Raw genomic sequence first — 23,905 nt, 5'->3', positions numbered from 1 at the left:
CTTTATCCTTCGTTATCTGTCACGATCTTGCGCGCGCGCTGCAAATCCTCGGGCCTACCGATATCGATCCAATCTCCGCTTGTCGGAAAAATGCGCGTATTGATTTTTTGCTCGCGCAAAACATCGAACAATGATGGCAGATCGAAGAATGTTCCGCTTGGAACGTGATCAATGGCAGTGCGATCTAGCACATAATACCCGGCATTTATGAAGTACTTATAGGTGGGTTTCTCGCTCAGAGACTTTATTTCGAAACCTTCGGTCTCCACGACTCCGAAGGGAATTTCGATTTCATGTTCTCGCACTGCCATCGTCGCGCAGGATTTCTGATCCAAGTGGAATTCAAGCATCTCGCGGTAGTTTGTCGAACACAAGATATCTGCGTTGGTGACAAAGAACTGATCAAAGACACCGGCATCGACCAAGGAAAGTGCACCACCGGTCCCAAGGCGTTCTTGCTCTTCTACGTATTCGATGCGTACACCCAGTTTGTCGCCGGACCCGAAGTGATTACGGATCATCTCAGCCTTGTAGTTGACGCAGAAGATGAAGTTTTCCAAACCGTTGTTTCTGAACCGCTTGATAATTTTCTCAAGGATGGGTTCGCCATCAACTTCCAGCAGCGGCTTCGGTTTGTCTTTGGTCAACTCCCCAAGGCGCGAGCCAAGGCCACCAGCCATGACTACAACAGCTACATTGTCCAGTGTACTACCTGGCAAATGTGGGGAAACAGCAACCGACACGACCGATCCTGTCTGATCAACGATCGGAGCAAAAGTGATTTTGTTGCGCATTAAGAACTTTTGCTGATCCGAGCGAGTTACCCCGGCGTCAATTGTTCGCGGCGATTTATTCATCAAATCTTCTGCAGTCTTGTCGACCAATGGACCTTGAATCATCGCCCGTCGAAGATCTCCGTCGGTCACGGTACCCAGCAGTTTGTTTTCGGGCCCAACTACGAGGGCAAACCCCACGGCTGAGTTATCTATGATCTTAAGAACTTGGCGAAAATCATCCGTCGGAGAGACAAGAATTGAAGCAATTTCTTTCAATGCTCATTTACCTCTTTATTCTCAGGATTTTGCAAATCTTGCTTTGCCAGAAGATCGAATGCCAACTCGGCAAAGCTCCAATCGTCTTCCGTGTCAATATCTAGCGAGTATAAGCTGTCCATCTCGTATATATCTGTTTTATGGCAAATTGCCCTTTGTTGAATAGTCAATGCCTCCCTTGACCACGCATAGATAGACCCATTCAACTGAAAGACTTCTGGTGCATCTTGCCGTCTCTTGACATCGCCGCTAAGAGGCTTGGACAGCGAGTAAGTTCCTTGGTCGGCGTCAAATTCAAGAAGATTGAAATACGGAGAATTCTTGGCGCGCGCTACACTGAGCACACTATCGAGCTTATCGTCTTCGAGCCTGGATACAGCCTCCTGAATATGTCGGCTTTGCCGTAATGGAGATGTTGCCTGCAAAAGCACGACGGTAGTGTATTTCTTGGCAGACAGGGCTTCGCATTCGGAAAGTGCGTGCAATACAACATCCATCGATCCAGCCAAATCTGATGCCAGCTCATCTGGTCGTTTGATACATCTGGTTGCGCCTGTTTCCTTTGCGATCGCTAGATAGGTGTCGCTATCACTGGAAACCGCGACTTCCGTAAATATGCCAGCGGCGACCGCATGTTGGACGCTATGGGCCAACAAAGGTTGGCCACGAAAATCCCGGATGTTCTTGTGTGGAACACCTTTGGACCCCGCCCTAACCGGGATGATGCACAACCTCTCAGTCATTAATCGGGTCACCTTCACGATAGTCTTTTGAAGCTGATGTACCAAGCATCTCCCAAAACAACAGCGGGTCCTTGCCAGACGCCGCACGCTTTGTTGATAGATTTTCCAGCGTGAAAGGATTTCCTTTGGAAATGTCCGCCTTTGCTACCAGACGTTTTCGTGCCGCATTCATCGTGCTGCGCTCTTCTGGCGTACAGCATTTGACAGAAGAGCCGAGCATTGCTTCGACTTCTCTGACGCTAGAAAAAATAGCGGCAATTTCATCGGGCTCAGCTGAAGCCGCGTGATCAGGACCCTCTAGCGAATTGTCGAGTGTAAGGTGTTTTTCTATGCAGCACGCACCAAGCGCGGCAGCCGCAATTGAAGCGGTTCCACCCAGCGTATGGTCAGAATAGCCGACACGCAAACCAAACGCTGAGCGGATGGTGCCGATTGTATGCAAATTTGTAGCTTCTGGGCTGGATGGATAATTTGAAACGCAGTGCAGGATGGTCACTTTGTCTTGCAGACCTGCGCGCAGTTCTGGATCCGCCCACGCCATACTCATATCGTGCCTACTGGGGGCAGCAGGTGGTGCCGGACTATATCCTAACGCTAGAAGACCCAGAGCGCGCTCAATTTCCCCCAAGTCGGACATTCCGGTCGATAGAATAATATCGCATCCGGTCTGTGCCGCAGCATAAAGCAATGGCCCGTTATTAAGATCACCCGAACCAATTTTTAACAGGCGTTGCCCAAGCCCCTTGGTCAATAATTCGAGGCTCACAATATCAAACGGTGTCGATAGGAAACCAATTCCGCGTTCCGAACACTTCTGAATGAGGGTGTGATGCGCAGCTTCGTTCAATTCCAGATCGATGAGCATTTCAAGCTGCGTTTTACTGGAACCGATCTGTTGCTCTTGATAGTCGGCCAACGCAGCAGACTTTGATACCATCGCTTTGGCAGAGAAGGTTTGAAACTTGATCAGGTCAGCCCCGGCATCGGCGGCTGCATCGACCAACGCAAGGGCTTTGTCCAGCTCCCCGTTATGGTTTACACCGGCTTCGGCAATGAGGGTTATTTTGCTATTCAGCATGATTACGACTTTCTATCGCAGACTGTGGAAGCGCTTCGCCAGTATTTCGTGGCGCGAGCGATTGCGGGATACTGATCGCAAAGCGTCAACGATTTTCGCCGCACTGTGTCCATCCCCATACGGATTGACCACGTCTTTGTCCGAATACTCCGTTGTTGCGTGAATAGATGCCAGGATCTCATCTTTTGTACCGGCGCAATCGAAGACACTTGTTGCGCGCAATCGGCCTTTTTGTCGGTCCCCAATATTGATTGTTGGGACCGACAAGCTAGGGATTTCGTAGAGGCCGCTGGACGAATTGCCGATGACGGCCTGCACTTGACGAACAGTGTTGAAGTAGAGGGTCTGACCCAAGCTTTTTTTGAAAATGGAACTTGGTCGCTGAGCAACATAGGCTTGTAAAGCGGCATTGAATTCTGCCCCGCCTGTATCGGCATTGGCACCAGTGAAAATTAGCTGCGCGTCTGGAAGCTCATCCAATGCCGCCAATAATGCCTGCAATTCTGAGTGACCGAAATCTTCTTTCAAAGTAGTGGGATGCAACGTGATCAGGTAAGTAGAGACACCATCAGATAAGCCCAATGCTGCAAAAACATCGGCTCGCGACATCTGTGGTATGTTGTGCAACGCATCAAGCCCCGGGCTGCCCACATTTACTACGCGCCAGAGTTCTTCTCCCATCTGAAGCACATTCTGCGCCGCATCATCGGTCGACGTACAATGCAGATGGCTTAGTTTTGTAATCGCATGCCTGAAGGCGTCGTCATAGGCTTCTTCGGTGACATCACCACCGCACAAATGGCAAACGGGAATTCGATGAAGGGCCGCGGCTGTGGCAGCCCCTAGAACCTCGAACCGATCGCCCAGAAGCACGACCCAATCGGGCGCCAACCGCCCGAGAGCCTGAGCTACGCCCATGGTTGCAAGCCCTGCACTGACTGCCGGGCCAGTTGCAGTGCTGCTATCAAGGTACATCTCAACTGTCTGATCGACTTGAAATCCGTCTTGTTCAATTTCTGAAATCGTGGCGCCTTGTGACGTTGCGAGGTGCCCTCCCCCTGCGATAATACTCAACCTCAGCCCATCACAGTCAGCAATTTTGTACATAGGCCAACGTAGTAGTGAATAATCCGCACGACCTGTCGTGATGCAGGTCACATGGAGGTCTGAATCTTGCACCTGTCGCTCCTGAAAATGTCTTGTTTCTGCTCGGTTTCTATTTCATTCGCTCGTGCCATGCCACCTGTTTGCAGACTTTTTTGCTGCTTGACCAGAGGCCAAAATTACCGGAAAAGCCGCATCATTAGAAATGGAGTGTCCTATGGAGCAGAAGGATTTATCACCCCTTGCAACGGGGCGAGTTGAAAGCCTTTTCCAAAGTGATCTCTGGGCTAAACGCGACGAGATTCATCGTGTTATGAATGGCGCGCGCGTTCTAGTAATCGGCGGTGCTGGCTCAATCGGCAGTTCCACAGTCAACGAGATTTTGCCGTTTCGGCCGGCCGCACTGCATGTCATCGATCAGAATGAAAACGAATTGGCAGAATTGGTGCGCAATCTACGGTCGGCGGAATCGCCAATAGACGTAAATGACTTCCGCACGCTGCCACTTGACTATGGTTCGCCCGCATTTCGAGCGTTTGTGAGAAATGAAGGACCCTATAACTTTGTTCTGAATTTTGCTGCCATTAAACATGTAAGATCCGAGAAGGACGGCTACTCAACGCTTCAGATGTTTGAAACAAACATCCTGAAGCAGGCGCGCCTCGTAGAGCTGTTAAAACATGTCGGATTTGACGGAAGATATTTCAGTGTCTCCACGGATAAAGCTGCAAATCCAACATCTTTGATGGGCGCCTCAAAGCGAGTCATGGAACATGTGATGTTCGATGACGGATTGATCGACGGTCTTAACTGCACGATCACTTCTGCCCGTTTCGCAAATGTCGCCTTCTCCAATGGATCTCTACTTCAGAGCTTTGAGAAGCGCCTACAAAAAGACCAACCTTTGGCCGCACCTAAAGGCACGCGGCGTTACTTTGTGTCGCTGAAGGAAAGCGGCCAGCTATGCCTATTGGCCGCGACAACCGCCCCGCACAAGCATATTATGGTACCAGATCTCGACCCAGAAACTGCGCTTGTAGAAATGCAATCCGTTGCCGAAAATGTTCTGATGGCGAACGGTTATCAGCCAAAGCACTACACTGATGAGGCGCAGGCCTGCGTTACGGTATTAGCCGACAAAGCAACAGGGCATTGGCCTTTACTTCTAACTCCATTGTCGACTTCGGGCGAGAAGCCTTACGAGGAATTCGTCGCCAACGGCGAGACCTGCGTTGAGCTAGGATACGATGCTCTTTTAGGCGTTCAATACCTACCGCTCGAAGACGCGGGCGTCATGAGGCAACTTCTTGCTGAAATGCAAGAAATATTCAAGAGGGCTGAATCCGAGGCGATCTCTAAGGAATCCCTGAAAGCTCTGATCGCCCTTGCGGAGCCAGCATTCCTCGACAGCCACAAGGAAACTGGCATGAACCTTGATCAAAGGGTATAGCTATGATCCCCCTGTGCATTCCGAATATTTCTGGCAACGAAGGCAAATATCTCGCCGAGTGCGTGTCCTCGACTTTCGTGTCATCCGTAGGCCCATTTGTGGACCAGTTCGAAGCGAGAACCAAAGAGGTAACCGGCGCAGCCTGGGCAGTCGCAACCTCGGCAGGCACGACGGCTTTGCACACCGCCTTGCATTCGTTGGGTGTAGGCCCCGGAGATCATGTGATCATTCCTTCACTGACATTTATTGCTACGGCAAACGCAGTATCGCACTGCCATGCGGCGCCGATCATCATTGATGTCGACGAAGAACGTTGGGGTATGGATGCAAGCCTCTTGTCTGAGTTGTTGGCACGCGAATGTACCCGCGATGCGAGTGGAGTTTTGCGTTATTCTAAGACAGGTGGGGCAGTCAAAGCAGTCATGCCTGTTTTCGCAATGGGGCTGCCCGCAGATATGGATGCGATTGTTACTGTAGCTAAGTCTCATAAACTGCCCATCGTCGCCGATGCTGCCGCTGCTATTGGCGCCACTTACAAAGACCGACCTCTTGCGCAGATGGGTGCGGATCTGACGGCATTGTCCTTCAACGGAAACAAGCTGGTGACATCAGGAGGAGGAGGTGCGATCGTCTCGGGAAAAGACGTCGGTGGAGCGGAGATCAAACACCTGACGTCGACTGCGCGTGTCGGTGCCGCATATGATCACGACATCATCGGCTTCAATTACCGAATGACAAATGTACAAGCCGCAGTGGGTGTCGCCCAGCTTGAACGTCTTGATGAGTTTCTTCGAAACAAGGCCAAGATCGCCGCAACTTATGCCAGCCAATTTGAGGACTTGAATGGAGTTCTTTCGTTTCCCTCGCCCGATGACAGCAACGGTTCAAATTGGCTGTCGGGTATTTATCTTCCGGATGCGTCGCTTGCGTTAATGTCTCAGTTGCGAGAAGCGCTTTCGCACAATGGGATCGAAGGCAGGGCCTTCTGGAAGCCCATTCACATGCAAGCCCCATATAAGAGCTGTCCGCATATGTTGAGCGGAAGATCAGAAGCCATCTGGGAACGTGTTCAACCATTGCCCTGCTCCACCCATCTCGAGGATCTTGAACAAGAACGCGTGATTGAAGCCGTGCGGTCTGTTCTGGGGCGGATCTAGTCTAAGTGCCACCAATATCTGATAAAAACCTTGAGCTTTTCATCAGCGCGATAGAGAAGATAGAAGACTTCGAAAAGCAAGGTGTAGTAACGCGCTGGCGCTATCGTGGCTTTCATGTCTGGCCAATCGTCAAGTATGTAATTGTGAAACAGATGGTTTTTGCGATGAACCGCAACTACTCATCTTCCGACCGGTACAAGCGATATCCGAATTTCGCCAAGCGCAACCGGCTTCGACCCGCTTATTCGAGGCTATTAAGTAGAAAGCCAGCCGATAGTCTTCGGTCCGTTGACACTCTGCCGATCGAACAGTTGAAGAACCACAAATACTGGTGTCTTGGTTCGGGATCAGGTTTTTATGATTTGGATGGTGAAAAGGCAAGCCAGCATCACCACGCGCTTCGCGTCGCGTTGATGGAAAATGGGCACCGGAGCATCGGGCTGTACTCAGGGTTCGATCCCGATGCTATGCCAGCTCGCTCGGAATATGGACCTCATGCTTCGCTAGACCCGTTTATTAAAAATGTAGCGCTAACAGCACGAGTACCGAAACTTTCGCACGCGTTTTTGTATAAGCACTTCAAATCACTAGAGTCGGTTGTCAGTCTGACCGGCCATGGCGACACCGAACTGTGTGCTTTCGTCGACACAGTAATTGGGAGAGTTGATCACGCGGCAAACTGCTTTACTTACCTTTTCCGTTCCATGCGGCCGGATGCAATAATTACCAGCAATTATGCGTCGTTTTATGGTTGGGCACTGGCACACGTTTGTCGGCTATACGATATTCCGTACATTGACATCCAGCACGGCATCGAGGGACGTTTCAACGGGTCCTACTATTTCAGAAAAACGCCAAAAATGGATTGGTCGACTTGTCCTACAGCGCATATGTGCTGGACTGAGTCAGACGCCGAAAGCTTCATGAGGCAGAACGCCAAACGCCGTGCTGCGGTCGTTGGTCCGACATGGGAACAGTTTGCCAAGTTTTTGCCTGATCAATCTGACCGCAACCGCAGAACCCTTTCCGACTTTCAATCGCGTAACGGGCCATTAGTGCTATTTGCAGCGCAACAATCTGATGACATTCTGTTGGCCCAAAAATTGCACCAATCCGGCCTCAACATACTATTTCGTTGTCATCCTCTACGAAAAGACGAAACCGAAAAACTTGTGGATGCGACGCAACTAGCGGCGCTGGGATGCTCCTTGGCATTTGAGACACCGCTTCCGTCACTTCTTGATGCAGTTGACGGTGTTATAACGGGATACTCTGCCGTAATCCTCGAAGCATGCCTCAAAGGCGTGGCGGTGTTGGCAACCGGCAGTTATGCTAGCCTTCTGGAGGCAGACTACGCGCGTGAGCTCGACGGACTCCTCACCATCAAATCCGGCATAGCGGGTGATGAAAAGATTTACGCAGTACTAGAATGGGCACGACGAATAGAGCGTGAGAGATCTAGAAAAGTGCAGTCAAGGAAATCGTACTCGGACGCATTGGAAGCTCTGGGAATCACCCAATAGGAAAACGACCCTTCAAAAGTGTGGAGACACTAGTGGTCACGCGACAGTATTTTGGCAAATACCTTCATGCGCGATACCTGATTGCGCATGCTGGGAAGTCGGTGACCATCATGGTAGATAAAGTTGGAAACCATATCAGGCAACCCGGGTTTTAGTCCTTCTGGATCCGCCGCAATCTCGATTGGATTCACTTGGAATGATTCCCGACATTGCTCTGTAAGCGTTTCAAGTGGCTTTAATCGCAGCCGCCTGTTGGCAGTAGCTATTTCGACATTCCAGTTTCCACCAGACCGCCAATCTGCAAAACAACTAAAGAGCGATTGATCTCCGACTAACCCGCAGCTAGCGAACCGTGATCCGTCCGGATGCCAGGGGATTTCACCTTGCCTTACTGCCCCGGAAATTAAGACCTCACCTAAATTCTCGGAGGCCTGACCGAGATAGAAGGCCATGTCAAAAACATGTGACGAATTTGCGTAAGGAAGATTCGCCAAAACCTCAGGTGGGTGCACACCCAAAGATTCGAGCCTGTCTGGTAGTTCTGTGAACTCGAAGTGGATCAATTGCGCACCGCCATCTTCATTGATGAGATCTAATGCATGCTGGGTTGATTTGAAGAATCTTCGGTTGTACGCAACGCGAATGCAGTCTTGCCTATCAAGCTCTGCCAAGGCTTGCATATCCTCAAGGTCTATGCCTCCGGGTTTCTCGACAAGGATTGACTTTATGCCCGCGTCAAGAAGTGAGGCGCAAACCGCAGACAATTGGTTCAAATTTACCGCCACAATTGCTGACGCGCCGCGCACATCCGTTTTCTTGAGCTGCTCTGTAAGCAGGCCTGTTCCGGCTATTATACCGGTTTCCGCTTCAAACCGTTTTGCAGAGTCAACACCTCGCCCCAAACAACGAAAGGAGATGCCCAGATATCTTAGAGTCTTGGCGTAGGCGATTGCCATGTTGCCTGCGCCAACTAGTACGATGTCCACAATACACCTCCGATTACTGAGTGTTCGTTTCACATCAGTCTCTTCAGATGAGGTCAACTACAATCTGAAGGCAAAGAGTGATAATGGTCTTACGGTCGGATTCGAATACCAATGATCAAGCTACAATTTGATGCATAGCGTCAGGTTTCCCAACTATTGGATTACGGTTTCCGCGAGAGCGATGGCTGCGAGGCAGACCTTTGGACAGCAGTCAAAGCGCGTCGCAACGCGCCTCCGGCCCTAGAGCGTGCCGAACATGATCTCGATGCGGTTTCGCCGCTTGAATCGGCGCTTGTCATATTTGAACGGGGTGTTGCGCTACTTTCGGACCAGATTGCAAGCACGTATCCCTTTGTCTCGCAGTGCTTCCCGGAACCTGTCGGCATCGTAGCCGCGTTCCCCAAGCAATCTTTTGACATTTGGAAGGCTGCCAGGCAGCGTGTGTGCGCCAATTTCGTCGCTCACCTGTCCAGCGGTGACAAGCAGGTTGAACGGGCGCCCTTAGCTATCGCAGATGGTGTGCGATTTGGAGTTCATGTCGCCCTTGGCTCGACCATTCAGACGATCACGCCACCTTTTTGGCAACCACTCTGGTCGCGGTACAGTGTGCTTTTAGATAGGCCGCGTCGATCATAACAACCTTTTGCGCGCCGTATTCGGCACCAAGCTCAGCCATTATCCGCGCAAGAACCTTTCCTGCTCCAGCACTTCCATCGGCTGTACAAGGTCTTGCGCGGGCCATATGCGACAGGAGCCTCACGCCAGCGCAAACCATGCGGATGAATAAGATTATTTCGCTCAACACGCACATGTTGTCGACTCCGGGCCTGCGGAGTTGCGGACTCAGATCGTGATGATTTGCCTACATTAGATTTTAATCAGAATAGTGAAGGAAACCGCAACGATCGGAAACACCATCACACCGGATACCTCCGCTCAAACAAACTGGTCTAAGAGCCGACCGGTTCGGCGTTGGATGTAGACGGCAAGTGTAGCTATCGATAGACAACTTCCACAGGGTCAAACCGAAAACGAGGGCCCGAGGCAACCCAGGCAACAGGAAGAAACTATGAAGCGCTGTGCAATTGTACAATTTGAACCGCGCCATGAAGAAGTTATCCCCAGCTTGGTGGCCGCCTGTAATGCCAACGGGTACCGACCACGAATCTTTCTGCATCGCCGGATCTTAAAGCTGCGCGGAGATATCATGGCCTTGGTGCCGGGATTGGAATTTGATGTTGAGTATGTGCCTTTGAGCACACCGGATTACCGGGCTGCGGATGCACCAAAACATATCAAGTCTACTATGGCTGCAATTGAAGCGGCCGAACATGACTTCGTCCTGATGGCCTCTTTGAGTCGTCCAAAAGCGGCAAGCTGGGCGCATGGAGTGAAGAAGCCATTGATCATGGTCCTGCATAATCTGGATCAGTTCAGCCAGATGGCACCCCTGCGCGAGACGCTTCAGATGCCAAATGCGCGCTACATCAGCCTGAGTGCACATGTCACGGCTGAATGGATCAGCCGGGTGGGCAAAGCCCATATGGACAGGATCGCGACGTTGGAGCCGTTTTATTGGATCGATGATCCGGAACCAAAGTTGGGCCAGCCGCGTCAGGTCGTGATCCCCGGCAACGTTAACATGCGGACACGTGATTACCCTGGCCTGCTGGATCTTCTTGGCAATCGACCGGACGCCTTTCAGAATCTGCATTTCATCCTGCCGTCAGGAGGCGGAGATCGCGCCAAGGTTGAAAGTGAGATCCAGGACCGAAAGCTTGACGCGCGTTTTACGTGCGTGCCTTTGGACAACAGCGGGCAGGTCGGGCATGCCGCGTATTTTGACGCACTGGCGGGCGCTCAGGTGATACATCCGCTCATGCCATTTGACTATGAACAATATCAACGGATCAAGATCACATCTGCCCTGTCCTCTTCGGGTGGATTCTGTGTGCCGATCGTCATGGACCGCTGGTCAGAGGCCTGTTACCGACCACCAATGCTGATTGCTGACAATGGGTTGGAGGCAAGCCTGACCTGCATTTCAGGGGCGAGTGATGCAGAACTCGGCGATCTGCAGGTAGCACTGAAGTCTTACCGCCGATCTGCACTTGCAAACGGAGCTGTCGGGCTACGACGGCTAATTGAACAATAAGTGCCTCTATCCGGTTCACTCTCAGCCTTTTAGATCCACCTACCACCGAGTTGGAAATCACCCAAGTTGGCAACATGATGCCGCGCCGTACTTTTTTCGTTCCTACGCGAAATTCGCAGTTCAGAACATCTGCAAAACCGTTATTCTCAATGAGCACCACATGACATGCGGTCTGGCGGATCACCAGACTGAAGCGTCGGATCAAAGGAATAGAATGACACGAAAGCTAGCGATCCTGACGGTCAAAGATGAAGGCGCGTTCCTGTTGGAATGGCTCGCCCATCATCAGATGGTTGGTTTCACTGATTTTCTGATCTTCTCGAATGATTGCGCGGATGGCACCGATCTGATGTTGCACCGACTCGAAGAGATGGGGCAAATCACTCATGTCAGCCATGAAGCCAAGCCCGATAAGAGCGTACAGTGGCAGGCTATGAAACAAGCCGCCAAACATCCTCTATTGAAAGAAGCAGACTGGATACTGGCGCTCGATATTGATGAGTTTGTAAATATCCATATTGGCGACGGCTCATTAAACGCGCTCATCCATAGCCTCCCCGAGGCGGATGCGATCACGCTCACCTGGCGGCTATTCGGAAATGCAGGGATCGTTTATTTTGAAGATGCGCCGGTGACCGAACAGTTCACTTCCTGCGCCCCCAAACCCATCATTTGGCCGTGGCGCGCCTCAATGTTCAAAACGCTTTATCGCAACAACGGGATTTACCGTAAACCAGGCATTCATCGGCCAATTTCGCCTGATCAGACCCGCGTGGATGAGGCGCGCTGGTATGATGGATCAGGCCGTTTGCTTGGTGGCGATCATCGCCGCCAGCGGGTATTTTCCAACTATACGCAAGATACGACCATGAGGGTTCAGCTTAACCATTATGCTTTGGGCGCGATGGACTCCTTTCTGCTCAAACGTGCGCGTGGACGTGGGGTGCATTTCAAAGAGAAAATCGGCATGGATTATTGGGTCGATTACAACTTTAACAGCGATCAGGACGTCTCTATTTCCCGCTACCAATCGGCACGGGCTGCTCGGGTTACCGAGCTAAAATCAGATGCCACACTGAAGAAGCTACATGACAAGGCCTGCGAATGGCGGCACAAGCGATTTAAGGAACTTTTGGAGTCAGAACCTGAACGCGCGTTTTTTGCTCGCCTGATGATGGCTGGCCAAACCACACCTCTGACGGAGCATACGGCCCGTCAGCTTATTTCAGTTGCCATGCGCGCGAACCAGAAAGCCGCCGCAGAGTCCGAGTAGGAGCCTTCCTTCGTGCCGCAATCATCAAAAACTCATCCTGAATATCTGTCTACTCGTGCAGGCCGTACGCGGCGGATATTTCAGGTCGGTTTCAACAAGTGCGGCACAAGGTCGATTTCCGCCTTTCTAGATAACAACGGCATTCCGACGGTTCACTTCAAGCGTGGCAATCTGGCCCGCGCGCTCGCTAACAATCTTAAGTATGGCTATGCGCCGCTCAATGGCATTGACCGTTGGGTCGGCTACACCGACATGCAGATGGTGAGCGGCTCACGCGTGATTGAAGGTTGCCGTTATTTTCGTCAACTCGCGGCATATTATCCCAATTCCTATTTCATATTGAACACTCGAGACAAAGACAGGTGGATCGCAAGTCGCCGAAACCATGGCAATGGGTTTTATGCCGAGCGTTATCGTAAGGGCATGAATTTCGAGTCGGTTGATCAGGTAATTGATCATTGGTCAGAAGAATGGGACCGGCATCATCAGGAGGTGCCCGAATTTTTTAAGGACAAGCCGGATAAACTATTGATATATAATATAGAAACAGACAGACCTGACCAGATATCCGAGTTCCTTGCGCCTGATTTTGAGACTGATCCGACTTTCTTCGGCCATGAGGGTAAAACGTCCGGAGGCAATGACGCCGACGATGCGGTTTCTTCGAATTGAGATGTCATGGCCTGCTTATTTGAGCAGCATAAGAAATCGAGTGTGGGCGAGAACGAAAGGTTCGGTCGCCAACTCTCTGACGAATGAATGCGACTTAAAACTTGCCCAGCTTAGCTGGCTAACGGAGTGACAAGACTGAACAGGCAGGCTGCGCCGCCGCGCACCTTTTGATTGCCTTGATTCCTATGGTGTGCGCGATGCTCTTGCCGTTGGCAATCTTTTGGAAAGGCCGTTGATTTCGATCGTTCGGGCAATGAACTTCGTGACTGTTGGCTTACTCTTGGCGCTGCGAGAGTACAAAATCCAGACCAATATCGAGGCAGTGTGCACTGTGGGTGATCCAGCCCATAGAAATCAAATTAACACCGGTGTTCGCCACAGCCCGCACATTATCTGGGGTTATCCCGCCTGAAGCTTCGGCAATGGCTTGACCATCAATCATGCCTATAGCTTCGCTTAAGGTTCTTGGATCCATGTTATCCAGAAGCACCGCATCAACACCGATTTTCAGAACTTCGGCCAGCTGCTCCAGCGTGTCGACCTCGATCTCGATCTTGACCATATGACCGACTGTCTCTTTGGCCCGAGTCAAGGCTGGGCGGACACCCCCGGCTATGGCGATGTGGTTGTCCTTGATCAGCACCGCGTCACTTAGGGAGTAGCGATGGTTCATGCCGCCGCCTGATCGCACAGCGTATTTCTCTAAAGCCCGCAAACCGGGCGTTGTTTTTCGGGTACAGACGATGGCAGCACGCGTGCCTTCGACGCGGCGAACCATATCGGCTGTCACACTAGCAATACCCGATAGATGACCCAAGAAGTTGAGCGCCGTACGTTCGGCAATCAGCAGACTGCGCGACGGCCCTTTGAAAGTGGCGATCACTGCGCCGGGCGCGACTGTCTCTCCATCCTCGACATGACGGATTACTTTGATCGCCGGATCTATCAGCTCACAAGCCAATTCAGCGCAGTCCAGACCGGAAATACATCCGGATTGACGCGCGCAAGCCACAACTTCGGAAACATGATCCGAAGGAATAACAGCCGAGGAGGTGACATCTCCGGCGAGGCCCAAATCTTCATCAAGTGCGCGGCGGATCACCGGCTCCAGCATCGTTCGGGGCAACGGGGCTAGGGGCATGATAGTCATTTCTCAAGCAGTCCTCAGAAAGGGTTCCTGACTGTTCAAACTCGCATGAGCAAGTACTTCGGTCAGAGTCATCAAAAGAGATTGCGCGTTCGCCTCAGGATTGGGGAAGTCGCTTCGGTAATGTCCGCCACGCGATTCTCGGCGCAGATCGGCAAAGACCGCGATCGAAAGCGCGACTAGTGCCGGGTCAGAAGCGCAGGCAGCGGTTTCGACCAACGGAGACAACTTTGAAATGACTTGACGCAATCCCACCTCGTCGCGGATCAAACCCAGATATTTTGTAGCCAAAGGCCGGACAGAGCTAGGGTCAGAACGAGGCAGAGCGGTAACTGTAGGAACAAATGACAGGTTTCTCATTTCTGCCTTGGCAACATCATTTGCGGCGCGGTGTCCCATCACCACTGCCTCCAGCAGTGAATTGCTGGCAAGGCGATTGGCACCATGCAGGCCAGTGGCCGCGCATTCACCTATGGCCCAAAGGCCTGACAGAGTGCTTCTTCCATACTCATCAACGGCGATACCGCCCATGTGGTAATGCGCAGCCGGAAGTATCGGTATGGGATCGCGCGCCGGATCAATTCCGCTTGCTGCGCACAATGCATGGATGCCAGGGAACCGCTGGACAAATTCGGCACCAAGCGCGGCACGAGCATCAAGAAACACTCGCCCGCCTTCCAATATGACCTGATGCACGGCACGAGCCACCACGTCGCGTGGGGCCAGTTCAGCCCCCGGAATATGCGACATGAAGCGCTTGCCGGTTTGGTCGATCAGAATTGCGCCCTCGCCCCGGACGGCTTCACTGACCAATGCCAGAGGTGTCTGCTTGATATCCAGCGCTGTGGGATGAAACTGGACAAATTCCATGTCGCGCAAGGCTGCCCCGGCGCGGGCGGCCATCATGACGCCCTGGCCGAAATTACCTGAAGGGTTGGTGCTGACACCAAACAGACCGCCGCAACCGCCTGTCGCCATAACGACCTGAGATGTGCGCAATACCTCTGCTTGGGCATCTTTTTGCAGATGAACGCCTGTGACGTGTCCGTCTAGCGTCAACACCCGTCGGGCTTCGACTCCGGTCAAGCAAGTGATCGACTGGCATTGCAACACGGCACTCGCAAGGGCCGATGTGATTTCGGCTCCGGTGCGGTCGCCGCCTGCATGCAGTATGCGGCGGCGGGAATGCGCGGCCTCGCGCCCCAAGGCATATGTGCCGTCGGCGGTTCTATCGAAACGAACGCCATGTTTCTCTAAACCAGTGATCGCCTTTTGCGCTTCGCAGAGAATGGCCGACGCCAGGGTTTCGTCGCACAGCCCGTCGCCCGCCCGCAAAGTATCGGCCAAGTGTTGCGCAGGATCACCATCCGTGCCTAGTTCGGCGGCAATCCCTCCTTGAGCCCAAGCGCTGGAACATTCCTGGCCCAGCCCTGCACGGGTGATTAGTACTACGGGTTGTGGAGCTAGTTCCAGCGCTGCCGTCAGCCCGGCGATGCCGCCACCGATGATGGCAGTTCGACCATGAAGCCCTTCGAGCCAGATCATTTCACTGCCAGCATCCGTTCTACCGCGCGGCGCGCATCTTCGGCGATGGCCGGATCGACGGTGACTTCGTGATGGCCCAGTTCCAATGCGTTGCGAATGTTGCGCAGACTAATGCGCTTCATATGTGGACACAGGTTACAGGGGCGCACGAATTCCACCTCAGGATGGTTCAGCGCCACGTTGTCGCTCATCGAGCATTCGGTCAGCAGGCAAACCCGCGTCGGTTTTTTGTCGCCGACGAAATCCGACATGACTGCGGTAGAGCCAGAAAAATCTGCTTCGGCAACCACTTCGGGCGGGCACTCAGGATGGGCTAGGACCGTAACACCCGGCCACGCTTCGCGCATTTCACGTATATCGGCTGGAGTAAACAGTTCGTGCACCTCGCAATGTCCATGCCATGCGATCAATTCGACATCGGTCTCTTTGGCGACGTTCTTGGCGAGATACTCGTCCGGGATCATCAACACGCGCGACACCCCGAGGGATTCCACCACCTTTACTGCGTTGCCCGACGTGCAGCAGATATCCGATGCCGCCTTCACCGCTGCCGAAGTGTTTACATATGTGATCACCGGAACGCCGGGATGGGCTTCGCGCAAAAGCGCAATATCCTCGGGTGTGATGGAATCCGCCAGTGAACACCCCGCCCCCAAATCTGGGATCAGCACTGTCTTATCCGGATTCAGCAGCTTGGCAGTTTCCGCCATAAAATGCACACCAGCCAACACAATTACATCGGCATCAACCTCGACAGCTTCGCGCGCAAGCGCAAGGCTGTCGCCCACGATATCGGCAACTCCGTGGAAGATCTCCGGCGTTTGGTAATTGTGGGCGAGGATGACCGCATTCCTCTCACGCTTGAGATCAAGGATGGCTTCCAGATCATCTTCAAACAGCATCCATTCGGGTTGCGGGATGATCTGCTTTACCCGGTCGTAGAGGTCTGGAAGGCGAAAGTCTTTCATTAGCTTCTCCATTTATACTCGCATCGAGTATATTGGAGCCATACTTATTCTCGATTCGAGATTATGTCAAGCGAGGTTCAGGACCGGGAGAGAGGTAATCTGACGCCCGACAGCATGCGAGCCTCTAGAATGGCCGGCCTATATCGAAACAGGCGCGCCGGGCGACCACCGGTGCCGCTGGACATTTCGCCGGTATCTTCAATCAATTCCTGCTGATCAATCTGGCGGCGAAAATTGGGTTTGTGCAGGTGTAGACCAGACAGCGCTTCGACTGTGCGCTGTAACTGCAGCAAGGTGAAGCTTTCGGGCATGAGCTCGAACACCACCGGAGAGTATTTTATCTTGGCCCGCAAGCGAGATATGCCGGTGGCGAGAATGCGACGGTTGTCCGCTTCCATGTGACGACCGAATTCAGGAGTGTCAACAAGCCCTGCTTCGTACATCAGCTCATAACGTTGCAAAACCAGTTCTTCGTTCCAAGTCTTCCCATTCAAACCAAACAGATAGTCCACACGCTGCAGTTTTAGCGGATCACTTCCTGCCCAAGCTGAGATACGTTTGATAATTTGCGGTAGCTCTTCTGGGCTGCGATCACGATGATCCTCCCATGGGAAGTACTGATACCAGCTACGCCATGCCGGACGTCCAGCACCGGTAGTATCCTGCTCCCGCACCAGACCGAGATAGCTGATCGAGATACGCTGAGAGTTGTCGGCATAACCCGAGCGTGGATCGCGATCCCTGTCTGCAAAGGTATAAAGCTGTTCAAGATATCCCACCGGATGGCCGGTCTGCGCCTCAATCCAAGCCCGCAAGCCGCTTTGTAAGCTGCGGTGTGAAGATTCGAACGGTCCCGAAGGTAGCGCGTTACCGCCACGCAAGGTCATGACACGCGGCTGATCATCAGTCACGGCGATTAGGATTGCGATCAGTTCGGCAGGGGCTAGTCCACTTGGCAAGGAATTTCCTGTTTGTAGAATGTCGCGAAGCGTTGGTTAGAATGTGCGTTCTAACCCAAATTTAGTACCTTGGCTTGAAGAAAAATACAGTGTGACGGGTGCTTCTTCAGAGAACAAGCATTTCTGGCCCAGTTAATCGTCCCACTGTTCTAACATCAGGTTACTACTTTCGGTCCAATGAACCTGAAATACAGTTTCGTCTCACGACTTGAGAAGTGTCGCAAGATATGGGTTCGGGCTGACCAAACAGCCCGTTGAGGTATTCGTTTCGCTAAGGTAGTTCTCAGAACGGTCTTACGTATGATCTTTTTGAAGGCTGCCGTTTCCGCAAAGACATTAATGATTACACTAAATACTTCGATTTGCGACACACAGTGTCTTATCGAAATTTGGAAGCGATCATAGCATATCGCAGCTAAGGTCTGACCACTTCACATTCGACAGTTGGGTTGTGAAGCTTCCTCCAGTTCGAAGATACCCATCCGACCCGCGGCGCTAAGCAGCCAGTTCTTTGAATCGTTGTACGGGACGGGGTCCAGGAGTGAATTGAAATCTATGGATCGGGACCTCTAGGTAGTTTGATATCTTGGCTGATGTTCACAAATTGCAAGTTTCAGAACATCCCAGTTTGATTTTTGCGTCATGCGCTTTGGCTTTCTTAGGCTGAAGATTCTGATCCCGCATTGACACCACGGATGAAAGAGTCCACGCACGGCGGTAACAATCCAGCAGTCGTTCGGGCGGGGCATTCTGCTGCTCCGATACCAGCACTACTGGTCGAAAACTTCTCCCGGTCCAATAGTCAGAAAGAGAGAGGCCCAGGGCAGCAAAACCCTGAGCCAGCTTTCAATCGGACGGTCCCGTCTCAGCCGCCACTCGAGTTTGCTAACCCGGGCTGGGCAAAATCATTGGCGGGTGGTGTCAAATCCTGTGCACCGGTGCCGGGCATCAACTCGAAACCCAAATCGAATTGATCCAGGGTCGAAGCCAGTTGCGCTACGATCTCGGCGTTGCCCTCAGACTGCGCGGTGCCATCAGCGAGCATCTCGGTCAATCTGCGCTCACCGGTCATGAGCTTTTCCAGGTCCGTGCGGCTCAGACTGATCGAAAGATCGGCGTCTTCCGCCACCTGATCGACGATATGAGTCAGAGTGGCATTGCTCATCTCGACAACGATGTTCTCGTCCCGATCGGGGATCGACAGGTTGATGGTGAACTCCATATCGGCGGCTTTGGCGCTATTGACACGAATGGCCAGAAAGTCGAGCCACATCGTGGTCTGCATCGCCCTTATCGTATCGGGACCGGTAGTCTCGATGGTAGCGCCCTGCGGAATACCGTTGCGCAGTTCGAACGCCGCGCCAAGGAACGAGTTGCGGACCGAAGGGCTTTCCTTCTGATACCCGATCTGCTCGAACGCGTCGGCCAACAGGTCCTTGGCGGCCTGGTTCTGTGGCTCGGCGTAGACCAGTTTGTTCAGAATCTCGGTCGCTTCAAGGTATTTGCCGGTGTTCACCAGTTCCTGCCCTTTTGTCAGGATCGGTTCGGCACCGCCCATCATCTCGACAAACAGCGGCGCGCTGTCTTCTGGCGACAGAGGTGTGAGCGTGGTGGGGTTGGCATCCCAGTAGCCCAGATAACGGTTTATCACCGCCCGGCTGTTATGCTCGACCGAGCCATGATAGCTGCGCGCGGCCCATTGCTGCTGCAGGCTTTCCGGCACGTCATAGACGTTGTGAATCTGATTGATGGTCACGCCCTTGTTGGCCAGATTCAGCACCCCGTTGTTAAGATTGGCGTAAGTGTCACGCTGCGCACGCATCACTTCTTGAATGCGCTCATTTCCGTAACGGGGCCAAGAGTGAGAGGCGAACATCAACTCGGCATCCTGCCCAAACTTGTACAGCGCGTCATTGACATGCTTGGACCAGCTCAGCGCATCGCGCACCAGTGCGCCACGCAAGGTATAGATGTTGTGAATTGTGCCAGTGATGTTTTCCGCCGCCCAGAATGCCTTGAGGTCGGGGAAATAGGTATTCATCTCAGCAGGTGCTTCAGTACCCGGTGTATTCTGGAAGATCATACGCACGCCGTCTACGATGATCTCTTCATACGCGTCCGAGATATGGCGGGTCGGTTCGATCAGGCCCGTGGTGCCAGCCGAGATGTTCTTGCCGATGGACTGATCCACATGACCGAACGGGCTGCGTGGCAGCAATACGCCGTATTGGAAAAACAGACGGCGGTTCATCACGTTGCCCGCATAGACGTTTTCGGAAACCGCATGTTCCATGAAACCTTCGGGCGCGATCACCTCCACGCCGTTTGCCACGTCCTCATCGGTGATCACCCCGCGCACACCGCCATAATGGTCGGCGTGGGAATGCGAATAGACAACCGCCTTGACCGGCAGTTCGCCCACGGTGTCGTTCAGCAGCTTCAGCGCTGCAGCGGCAGTTTCCTTGGAGGCCAGCGGGTCAAAGATGATCCAGCCGGTATCGCCACGAATAAAAGTGATGTTGGACAGATCGAAGCCACGCACCTGATAGATGCTGTCGTCGAGAATCTCGTACAGGCCGAAATTCATGTTCAGGATCGCCTGACGCTGCAAAGACGGGTGGATCGAGTCGAACTCTTTGCCCTCGAGCAGATAGTCATAGCTGCCGATGTCCCAGGCGACGGTGCCATCCTCGGTTTTGATCTGGCGGTATTCTGGAACCGCAATTAGCCCCTTGCGGCTTTCTTCAAAGTCACGCTCGTCATCGAACGGCAGGTTATTGCGTTGGGTTTGCTGGAATTCGATCGTGTAATCCGAGGGCAGCTTGCCCTTCGGGTCAAAGTGCTGAGGACTATCATCCTGCGCGACGGCAAGACCTGAGGTCAGCGTCAAAAGGGTGACGGTCAAGAGTAAGGTGGTTCGGCGTGGCATATATAATCGGTTCCTATCATGAACGCTTCAAAAGAGATCGCAGCGCAGGAGGTCTGACGGGACGAACCACGAGGTTGAAATTCCTCCCGCCGGTGCATTGACCTCCAGAAGTGCCGAGATGCGCGATCTTTTGGAAGCCGGGTGCCTGCCTGTACGACCAGCAGTGCGGCCCTCTTATCCGCAGAATTTTTCCCGAGAAGTGCAAACATGTTGCCACATGTCGAAAAACACATGTATCAACGAGGCCAACATAATGGTTTTCCTTGGTTTTCCCGAGGCAGAGGGATATTGTAGTGGATACTACCGAGCGCGAAATTCGGGTACAGATGCAACGTATCCTGGATCATCCGGATTTCACCGCCAGCCCCAAACGCCGCGCATTTCTGAACTATATCATCGAGGAATATCTGGCCGGTCGTTCAGATCAGATCAAAGGCGTGTCGATTGCCATGTCCGTCTTTGACCGCGACGAAAGCTTCGACCAGCAGGTCGATCCGATTGTCCGATTTGAGGCGCGGCGACTACGGCAGGAGATTGACACCTACTATGCCGGGCCCGGTCGGGGCGATCCGATACGTCTCACCATACCCAAAGGAGGATAGGCGCCGCGGTTCGAAAAATCTTCACTGCTCGGCCCTGTTCCGGCACCTGCTGACGCCCGGCCAAATGCCGGGTTCAGCGGACGACGACGCGCTGGGATTGGACTGGCTGTCGCCTTTGGCCTGGCATTGTTTGGGCTGATCTGGGGATTGACCCGTTCAGGGACGCCTGAGGAACAGGCAAATCACAGCTTGCCCAAAGGGCCCGTCGTGGCTGTACTGCCCTTTGAAACTCTGGGAGAGGGCCCCGAGTACCTCGCCGATGGTCTTACCCGGCAGTTGACGACCGAGTTGATCCGGTTCCGGGACATCTGGGTCTTGCCCCTTGGCAGCACACTGCATTCTGGTGAAACCGAGATTGATACGACGAGCTTGCGTACAGAATTCAACGCCGATTTCGCGCTGGAAGGCAATGTGATGGACAGGGGCGACACCTTGCGCCTGTCCGCACGCCTCATTGATCTGAAAGACCGAAGATATATCTGGTCGCAAAGCTACGAGGTCAGCAATACCTCCGAGGAAATCTATGCGGTACAGGACAGCATTATCCGAGATGTAATGGGTAAACTGGCCGGGAAATACGGGCTACTGACGCTTGGCGCGATGCGAGATGCCGATATAATTCCACCCAACAATCGCGATGCTTATGACTGTGTGCTTGGTTATTACAGCTATCAGGTAACCATCAATCTGGATCGCCATGCCGAAATCAAATCCTGCATCCTGAACGCGCTCGAGAAGGCTCCGGATTATGCCGAGGCCTGGGCGGTGCTGTCGAACCTGTATCTGCAACAGATACGTTTTAGGCTGGGCGGAAATCGCGAACAGATTCTGGCCGCAGCCGATGCCGCAGCACGCCGGGCGGTCGAGATCGACCCAAATCTGGCGGCGGGACATCTGATGATGGCCAATATGCGGTTCGTGCTCGGTGATTTTGCCGGGTTCCGCGAGGCCGGGCAACGGGCGATTGACCTGAATCCGAATGACACCGACATTCTGGCCCATTACGGGATGCGTCTGGCGTTCAGTGGCGAATGGGACAAAGGACTTGCTATCGTAGACCGGGCAATCGCTCTGAACCCTGTGCATCCTCAGTGGTATCTGTTTCCGCGGGTTTTTTACGAGTTCGACCGGGGCGACTATGAAGCGGCGCTGGCACAATTGGAACAAATCGATATGCCAGGTTTCTTCTGGACCCATCTATGGCAGGCCGCGCTACACAGCAAACTGGGAAATGGGGAACAGGCCTAGGCGGCTCTACGCAGCTTGTTGGTTCTACGCCCAGATTTTTCATCTGTTGCATCGGATATACTTGCCATTTGGCAACTTGACGCCACATTTAAGGAGAACCTGTTGGCCAGCCTCCAGAAGGCTGGTTTGTCAGATTCTTGACCGGCTTATCCAGTTTCCGCACACCTATTCATCGGTGGGTTTCACAGTTATCTGGAATCGCATCACCCTTGTACGCAGCAATAAGTAAACCACGTCAGATGGCTGACTTTATATCATCAGATCGTCGTTCGATTTTCTAGCTTTCACGCAAGCGGGCCAACGGTCGCTGCCGGTCCATGTCTGGAATGGTTTGTCAGAGTTGGCGCATTTTGGGGACGGCCTTTTACGTAGTTTCGGCATTGCAAAGCACTTTGCTCATCGGTGCTCAACATGCGGAAGTTGATTACCTGTAGCCTGAAAGAAGCGCGCTTCTGGGTGGGATATGTCAATTCGTTGCTCCAACATGCAAGGCAATCGAAACGCGTCTTTGGAAGATCTGCGCGACACTGTTCACCCACCCAATCAGGCCGGTTTCTTTAACTGTTACAACTGAAACGTTTATTCGGCATCAGAGCACTCCTTCTCTGGTCAGAATTTACCCCAAATTACGAACTCTGTTCAGACCCTTTTCTGAGTCACGGCCAAGGCCCCGTTCGATAAACCACTGAGTAATCTGCAGCCATTACTAGCCCACCACACCGTGACCACGCACCTGCATGCAGTTCACAAGCACATGACGTCGCGCCATTTCGTCATTGTACTGGCCGCGCACAGATCCGACTATGCCACCTGCGATCGCACCTCCGATGACATCTTCCTTCTCGCCAACAACCCAACCAGTAACCGCGCCATCAATAGCGCCGAACGTAGCATCCATTTTACGCTGCCCAGGATTGAAACTCGCGGCCATCAATCGGCATTCAGCCTCATCTGTGTAGAAGGTCGCATTCCTGGTTCCGTCAACCATCAGTGGCTTCTGCATCGGGTACTGAGTGCATGCGGTAAGACTGATGAGAGCAACAAAAATGAACTTTTTCATCGCAGTTTTCCTTTCGGGAATCGAAGTAATTGCTTGGCGTACACGCTAAACTTGCCTGCCTAGGCAAATCTCATTTAGGAAGTTTACGATTGTCGAAAAATAGCCCCGCCATTTTACGCAGCGTAAAATTGCATTTGTTTCGCTGGCTCGGACGCAAACTTCTCTGGCGCATGAATGCAGCGTCTTTCTTGCGCAGCTAAGTTGGCTAAATAGGCAACTAGATTAACGCGAAAAAACCGTCGGCCGAGCATGCC

Annotated in this window: 19 protein-coding genes and 2 pseudogenes; 8 read left to right on the top strand and 13 right to left on the bottom strand. The window is 52.8% G+C overall.

Features of this window, described 5'->3' with window-relative positions; all coding sequences use genetic code 11:
• Positions 1 to 2: 2 nt before the first annotated feature.
• From ACR0MJ_RS10040 to neuC, 5 genes and pseudogenes are all read right to left on the bottom strand, one after another.
• Entirely contained in the window at positions 3 to 794 is a 792-nt protein-coding gene (locus ACR0MJ_RS10040; RefSeq protein ID WP_480761041.1) for a nucleotidyltransferase family protein, read from the bottom strand.
• Positions 795 to 908: 114 nt separating this feature from the next.
• Positions 909 to 1,052 (bottom strand): annotated as a pseudogene (locus tag ACR0MJ_RS10035) (CBS domain-containing protein); the annotation flags it as partial.
• Positions 1,049 to 1,795: an acylneuraminate cytidylyltransferase family protein gene (locus tag ACR0MJ_RS10030; RefSeq protein ID WP_170422970.1), complete on the bottom strand. Its 747-nt coding sequence runs from the start codon at positions 1,793 to 1,795 to the stop codon at positions 1,049 to 1,051. The gene ACR0MJ_RS10030 and the pseudogene ACR0MJ_RS10035, both read right to left, overlap by 4 nt.
• Positions 1,788 to 2,873: an N-acetylneuraminate synthase gene (neuB, locus tag ACR0MJ_RS10025; RefSeq protein ID WP_480760863.1), complete on the bottom strand. Its 1,086-nt coding sequence runs from the start codon at positions 2,871 to 2,873 to the stop codon at positions 1,788 to 1,790. Before neuB ends, ACR0MJ_RS10030 begins: the two co-directional genes overlap by 8 nt.
• A 12-nt stretch (positions 2,874 to 2,885) precedes the next feature.
• Positions 2,886 to 4,052: a UDP-N-acetylglucosamine 2-epimerase gene (neuC, locus tag ACR0MJ_RS10020; protein WP_480760862.1), complete on the bottom strand. Its 1,167-nt coding sequence runs from the start codon at positions 4,050 to 4,052 to the stop codon at positions 2,886 to 2,888.
• A gap of 142 nt (positions 4,053 to 4,194) precedes the next feature.
• Here neuC and ACR0MJ_RS10015 point away from each other — a divergent pair, with 142 nt between their 5' ends.
• Genes ACR0MJ_RS10015 through ACR0MJ_RS10005 form a run of 3 tightly spaced genes read left to right on the top strand, consistent with a single transcriptional unit; the run spans position 4,195 to position 8,107 of the window.
• Entirely contained in the window at positions 4,195 to 5,427 is a 1,233-nt protein-coding gene (locus ACR0MJ_RS10015) for a polysaccharide biosynthesis protein (RefSeq protein ID WP_170407579.1), read from the top strand.
• A 2-nt stretch (positions 5,428 to 5,429) separates the two neighbouring features.
• Positions 5,430 to 6,584 carry an aminotransferase class I/II-fold pyridoxal phosphate-dependent enzyme gene (locus ACR0MJ_RS10010; protein ID WP_170407576.1) on the top strand — a complete coding sequence of 385 codons (1,155 nt, stop codon included), beginning with the start codon at positions 5,430 to 5,432 and terminating at the stop codon, positions 6,582 to 6,584.
• Between the two features lie 5 nt (positions 6,585 to 6,589).
• Positions 6,590 to 8,107, top strand: coding sequence for a hypothetical protein (locus ACR0MJ_RS10005; protein ID WP_480760861.1), 1,518 nt, complete (start codon positions 6,590 to 6,592; stop codon positions 8,105 to 8,107).
• 29 nt (positions 8,108 to 8,136) lie between these two features.
• Here ACR0MJ_RS10005 and ACR0MJ_RS10000 read toward each other — a convergent pair whose 3' ends face one another.
• Complete coding sequence (locus ACR0MJ_RS10000) at positions 8,137 to 9,093, bottom strand: Gfo/Idh/MocA family oxidoreductase (RefSeq protein WP_170407569.1); 957 nt, start codon at positions 9,091 to 9,093, stop codon at positions 8,137 to 8,139.
• 153 nt (positions 9,094 to 9,246) lie between these two features.
• Positions 9,247 to 9,922: pseudogene (locus tag ACR0MJ_RS09995) on the bottom strand (IS5 family transposase); the annotation flags it as partial.
• Between the two features lie 240 nt (positions 9,923 to 10,162).
• On the opposite strand from ACR0MJ_RS09995, the gene ACR0MJ_RS09990 reads away from it, so the two are divergent.
• Genes ACR0MJ_RS09990 through ACR0MJ_RS09980 form a run of 3 tightly spaced genes read left to right on the top strand, consistent with a single transcriptional unit; the run spans position 10,163 to position 13,193 of the window.
• The gene (locus ACR0MJ_RS09990) at positions 10,163 to 11,248 is read left to right on the top strand and encodes a hypothetical protein (protein WP_480760860.1); all 1,086 of its coding nucleotides are present in this window, start codon (positions 10,163 to 10,165) and stop codon (positions 11,246 to 11,248) included.
• Positions 11,238 to 12,521, top strand: coding sequence for a glycosyltransferase family 2 protein (locus tag ACR0MJ_RS09985; RefSeq protein WP_480760859.1), 1,284 nt, complete (start codon positions 11,238 to 11,240; stop codon positions 12,519 to 12,521). Before ACR0MJ_RS09990 ends, ACR0MJ_RS09985 begins: the two co-directional genes overlap by 11 nt.
• Positions 12,522 to 12,533: 12 nt before the next feature.
• Positions 12,534 to 13,193, top strand: a complete 660-nt coding sequence (locus ACR0MJ_RS09980; protein ID WP_480760858.1) for a sulfotransferase — start codon at positions 12,534 to 12,536, stop codon at positions 13,191 to 13,193.
• 274 nt (positions 13,194 to 13,467) lie between these two features.
• Here ACR0MJ_RS09980 and nadC read toward each other — a convergent pair whose 3' ends face one another.
• The 5 genes from nadC to ACR0MJ_RS09955 all read right to left on the bottom strand — a co-directional run bounded on the left by nadC (position 13,468) and on the right by ACR0MJ_RS09955 (position 20,741).
• The gene (nadC, locus tag ACR0MJ_RS09975; RefSeq protein ID WP_170512142.1) at positions 13,468 to 14,334 is read right to left on the bottom strand and encodes a carboxylating nicotinate-nucleotide diphosphorylase; all 867 of its coding nucleotides are present in this window, start codon (positions 14,332 to 14,334) and stop codon (positions 13,468 to 13,470) included.
• A gap of 12 nt (positions 14,335 to 14,346) precedes the next feature.
• Positions 14,347 to 15,885, bottom strand: a complete 1,539-nt coding sequence (locus tag ACR0MJ_RS09970) for an L-aspartate oxidase (RefSeq protein ID WP_480760857.1) — start codon at positions 15,883 to 15,885, stop codon at positions 14,347 to 14,349.
• Positions 15,882 to 16,853 (bottom strand): quinolinate synthase NadA, encoded by a 972-nt coding sequence (gene nadA, locus ACR0MJ_RS09965; RefSeq protein ID WP_170625571.1) that lies wholly within the window; start codon positions 16,851 to 16,853, stop codon positions 15,882 to 15,884. Before nadA ends, ACR0MJ_RS09970 begins: the two co-directional genes overlap by 4 nt.
• Positions 16,854 to 16,930: 77 nt before the next feature.
• The gene (locus tag ACR0MJ_RS09960; protein ID WP_170509435.1) at positions 16,931 to 17,812 is read right to left on the bottom strand and encodes an NrtR DNA-binding winged helix domain-containing protein; all 882 of its coding nucleotides are present in this window, start codon (positions 17,810 to 17,812) and stop codon (positions 16,931 to 16,933) included.
• 865 nt (positions 17,813 to 18,677) lie between these two features.
• Positions 18,678 to 20,741: an alkyl/aryl-sulfatase gene (locus ACR0MJ_RS09955; RefSeq protein ID WP_480760856.1), complete on the bottom strand. Its 2,064-nt coding sequence runs from the start codon at positions 20,739 to 20,741 to the stop codon at positions 18,678 to 18,680.
• A gap of 293 nt (positions 20,742 to 21,034) precedes the next feature.
• Here ACR0MJ_RS09955 and ACR0MJ_RS09950 point away from each other — a divergent pair, with 293 nt between their 5' ends.
• Together ACR0MJ_RS09950 and ACR0MJ_RS09945 are read left to right on the top strand one after the other, a co-directional pair.
• Entirely contained in the window at positions 21,035 to 21,343 is a 309-nt protein-coding gene (locus tag ACR0MJ_RS09950; RefSeq protein ID WP_480760855.1) for a hypothetical protein, read from the top strand.
• A 207-nt stretch (positions 21,344 to 21,550) separates the two neighbouring features.
• A complete protein-coding gene (locus ACR0MJ_RS09945) occupies positions 21,551 to 22,591 on the top strand; it encodes a hypothetical protein (protein WP_480760854.1) in 1,041 nt (346 codons plus the stop codon).
• 706 nt (positions 22,592 to 23,297) lie between these two features.
• Here ACR0MJ_RS09945 and ACR0MJ_RS09940 read toward each other — a convergent pair.
• Positions 23,298 to 23,651, bottom strand: coding sequence for a hypothetical protein (locus ACR0MJ_RS09940; RefSeq protein ID WP_170394225.1), 354 nt, complete (start codon positions 23,649 to 23,651; stop codon positions 23,298 to 23,300).
• Positions 23,652 to 23,905: the final 254 nt, after the last annotated feature.

Source organism: Ruegeria sp. C6, from assembly GCF_056537625.1.
Note: the sequence above shows the minus strand (reverse complement) of the source record. Positions and strands in the feature narration are given on the sequence as shown.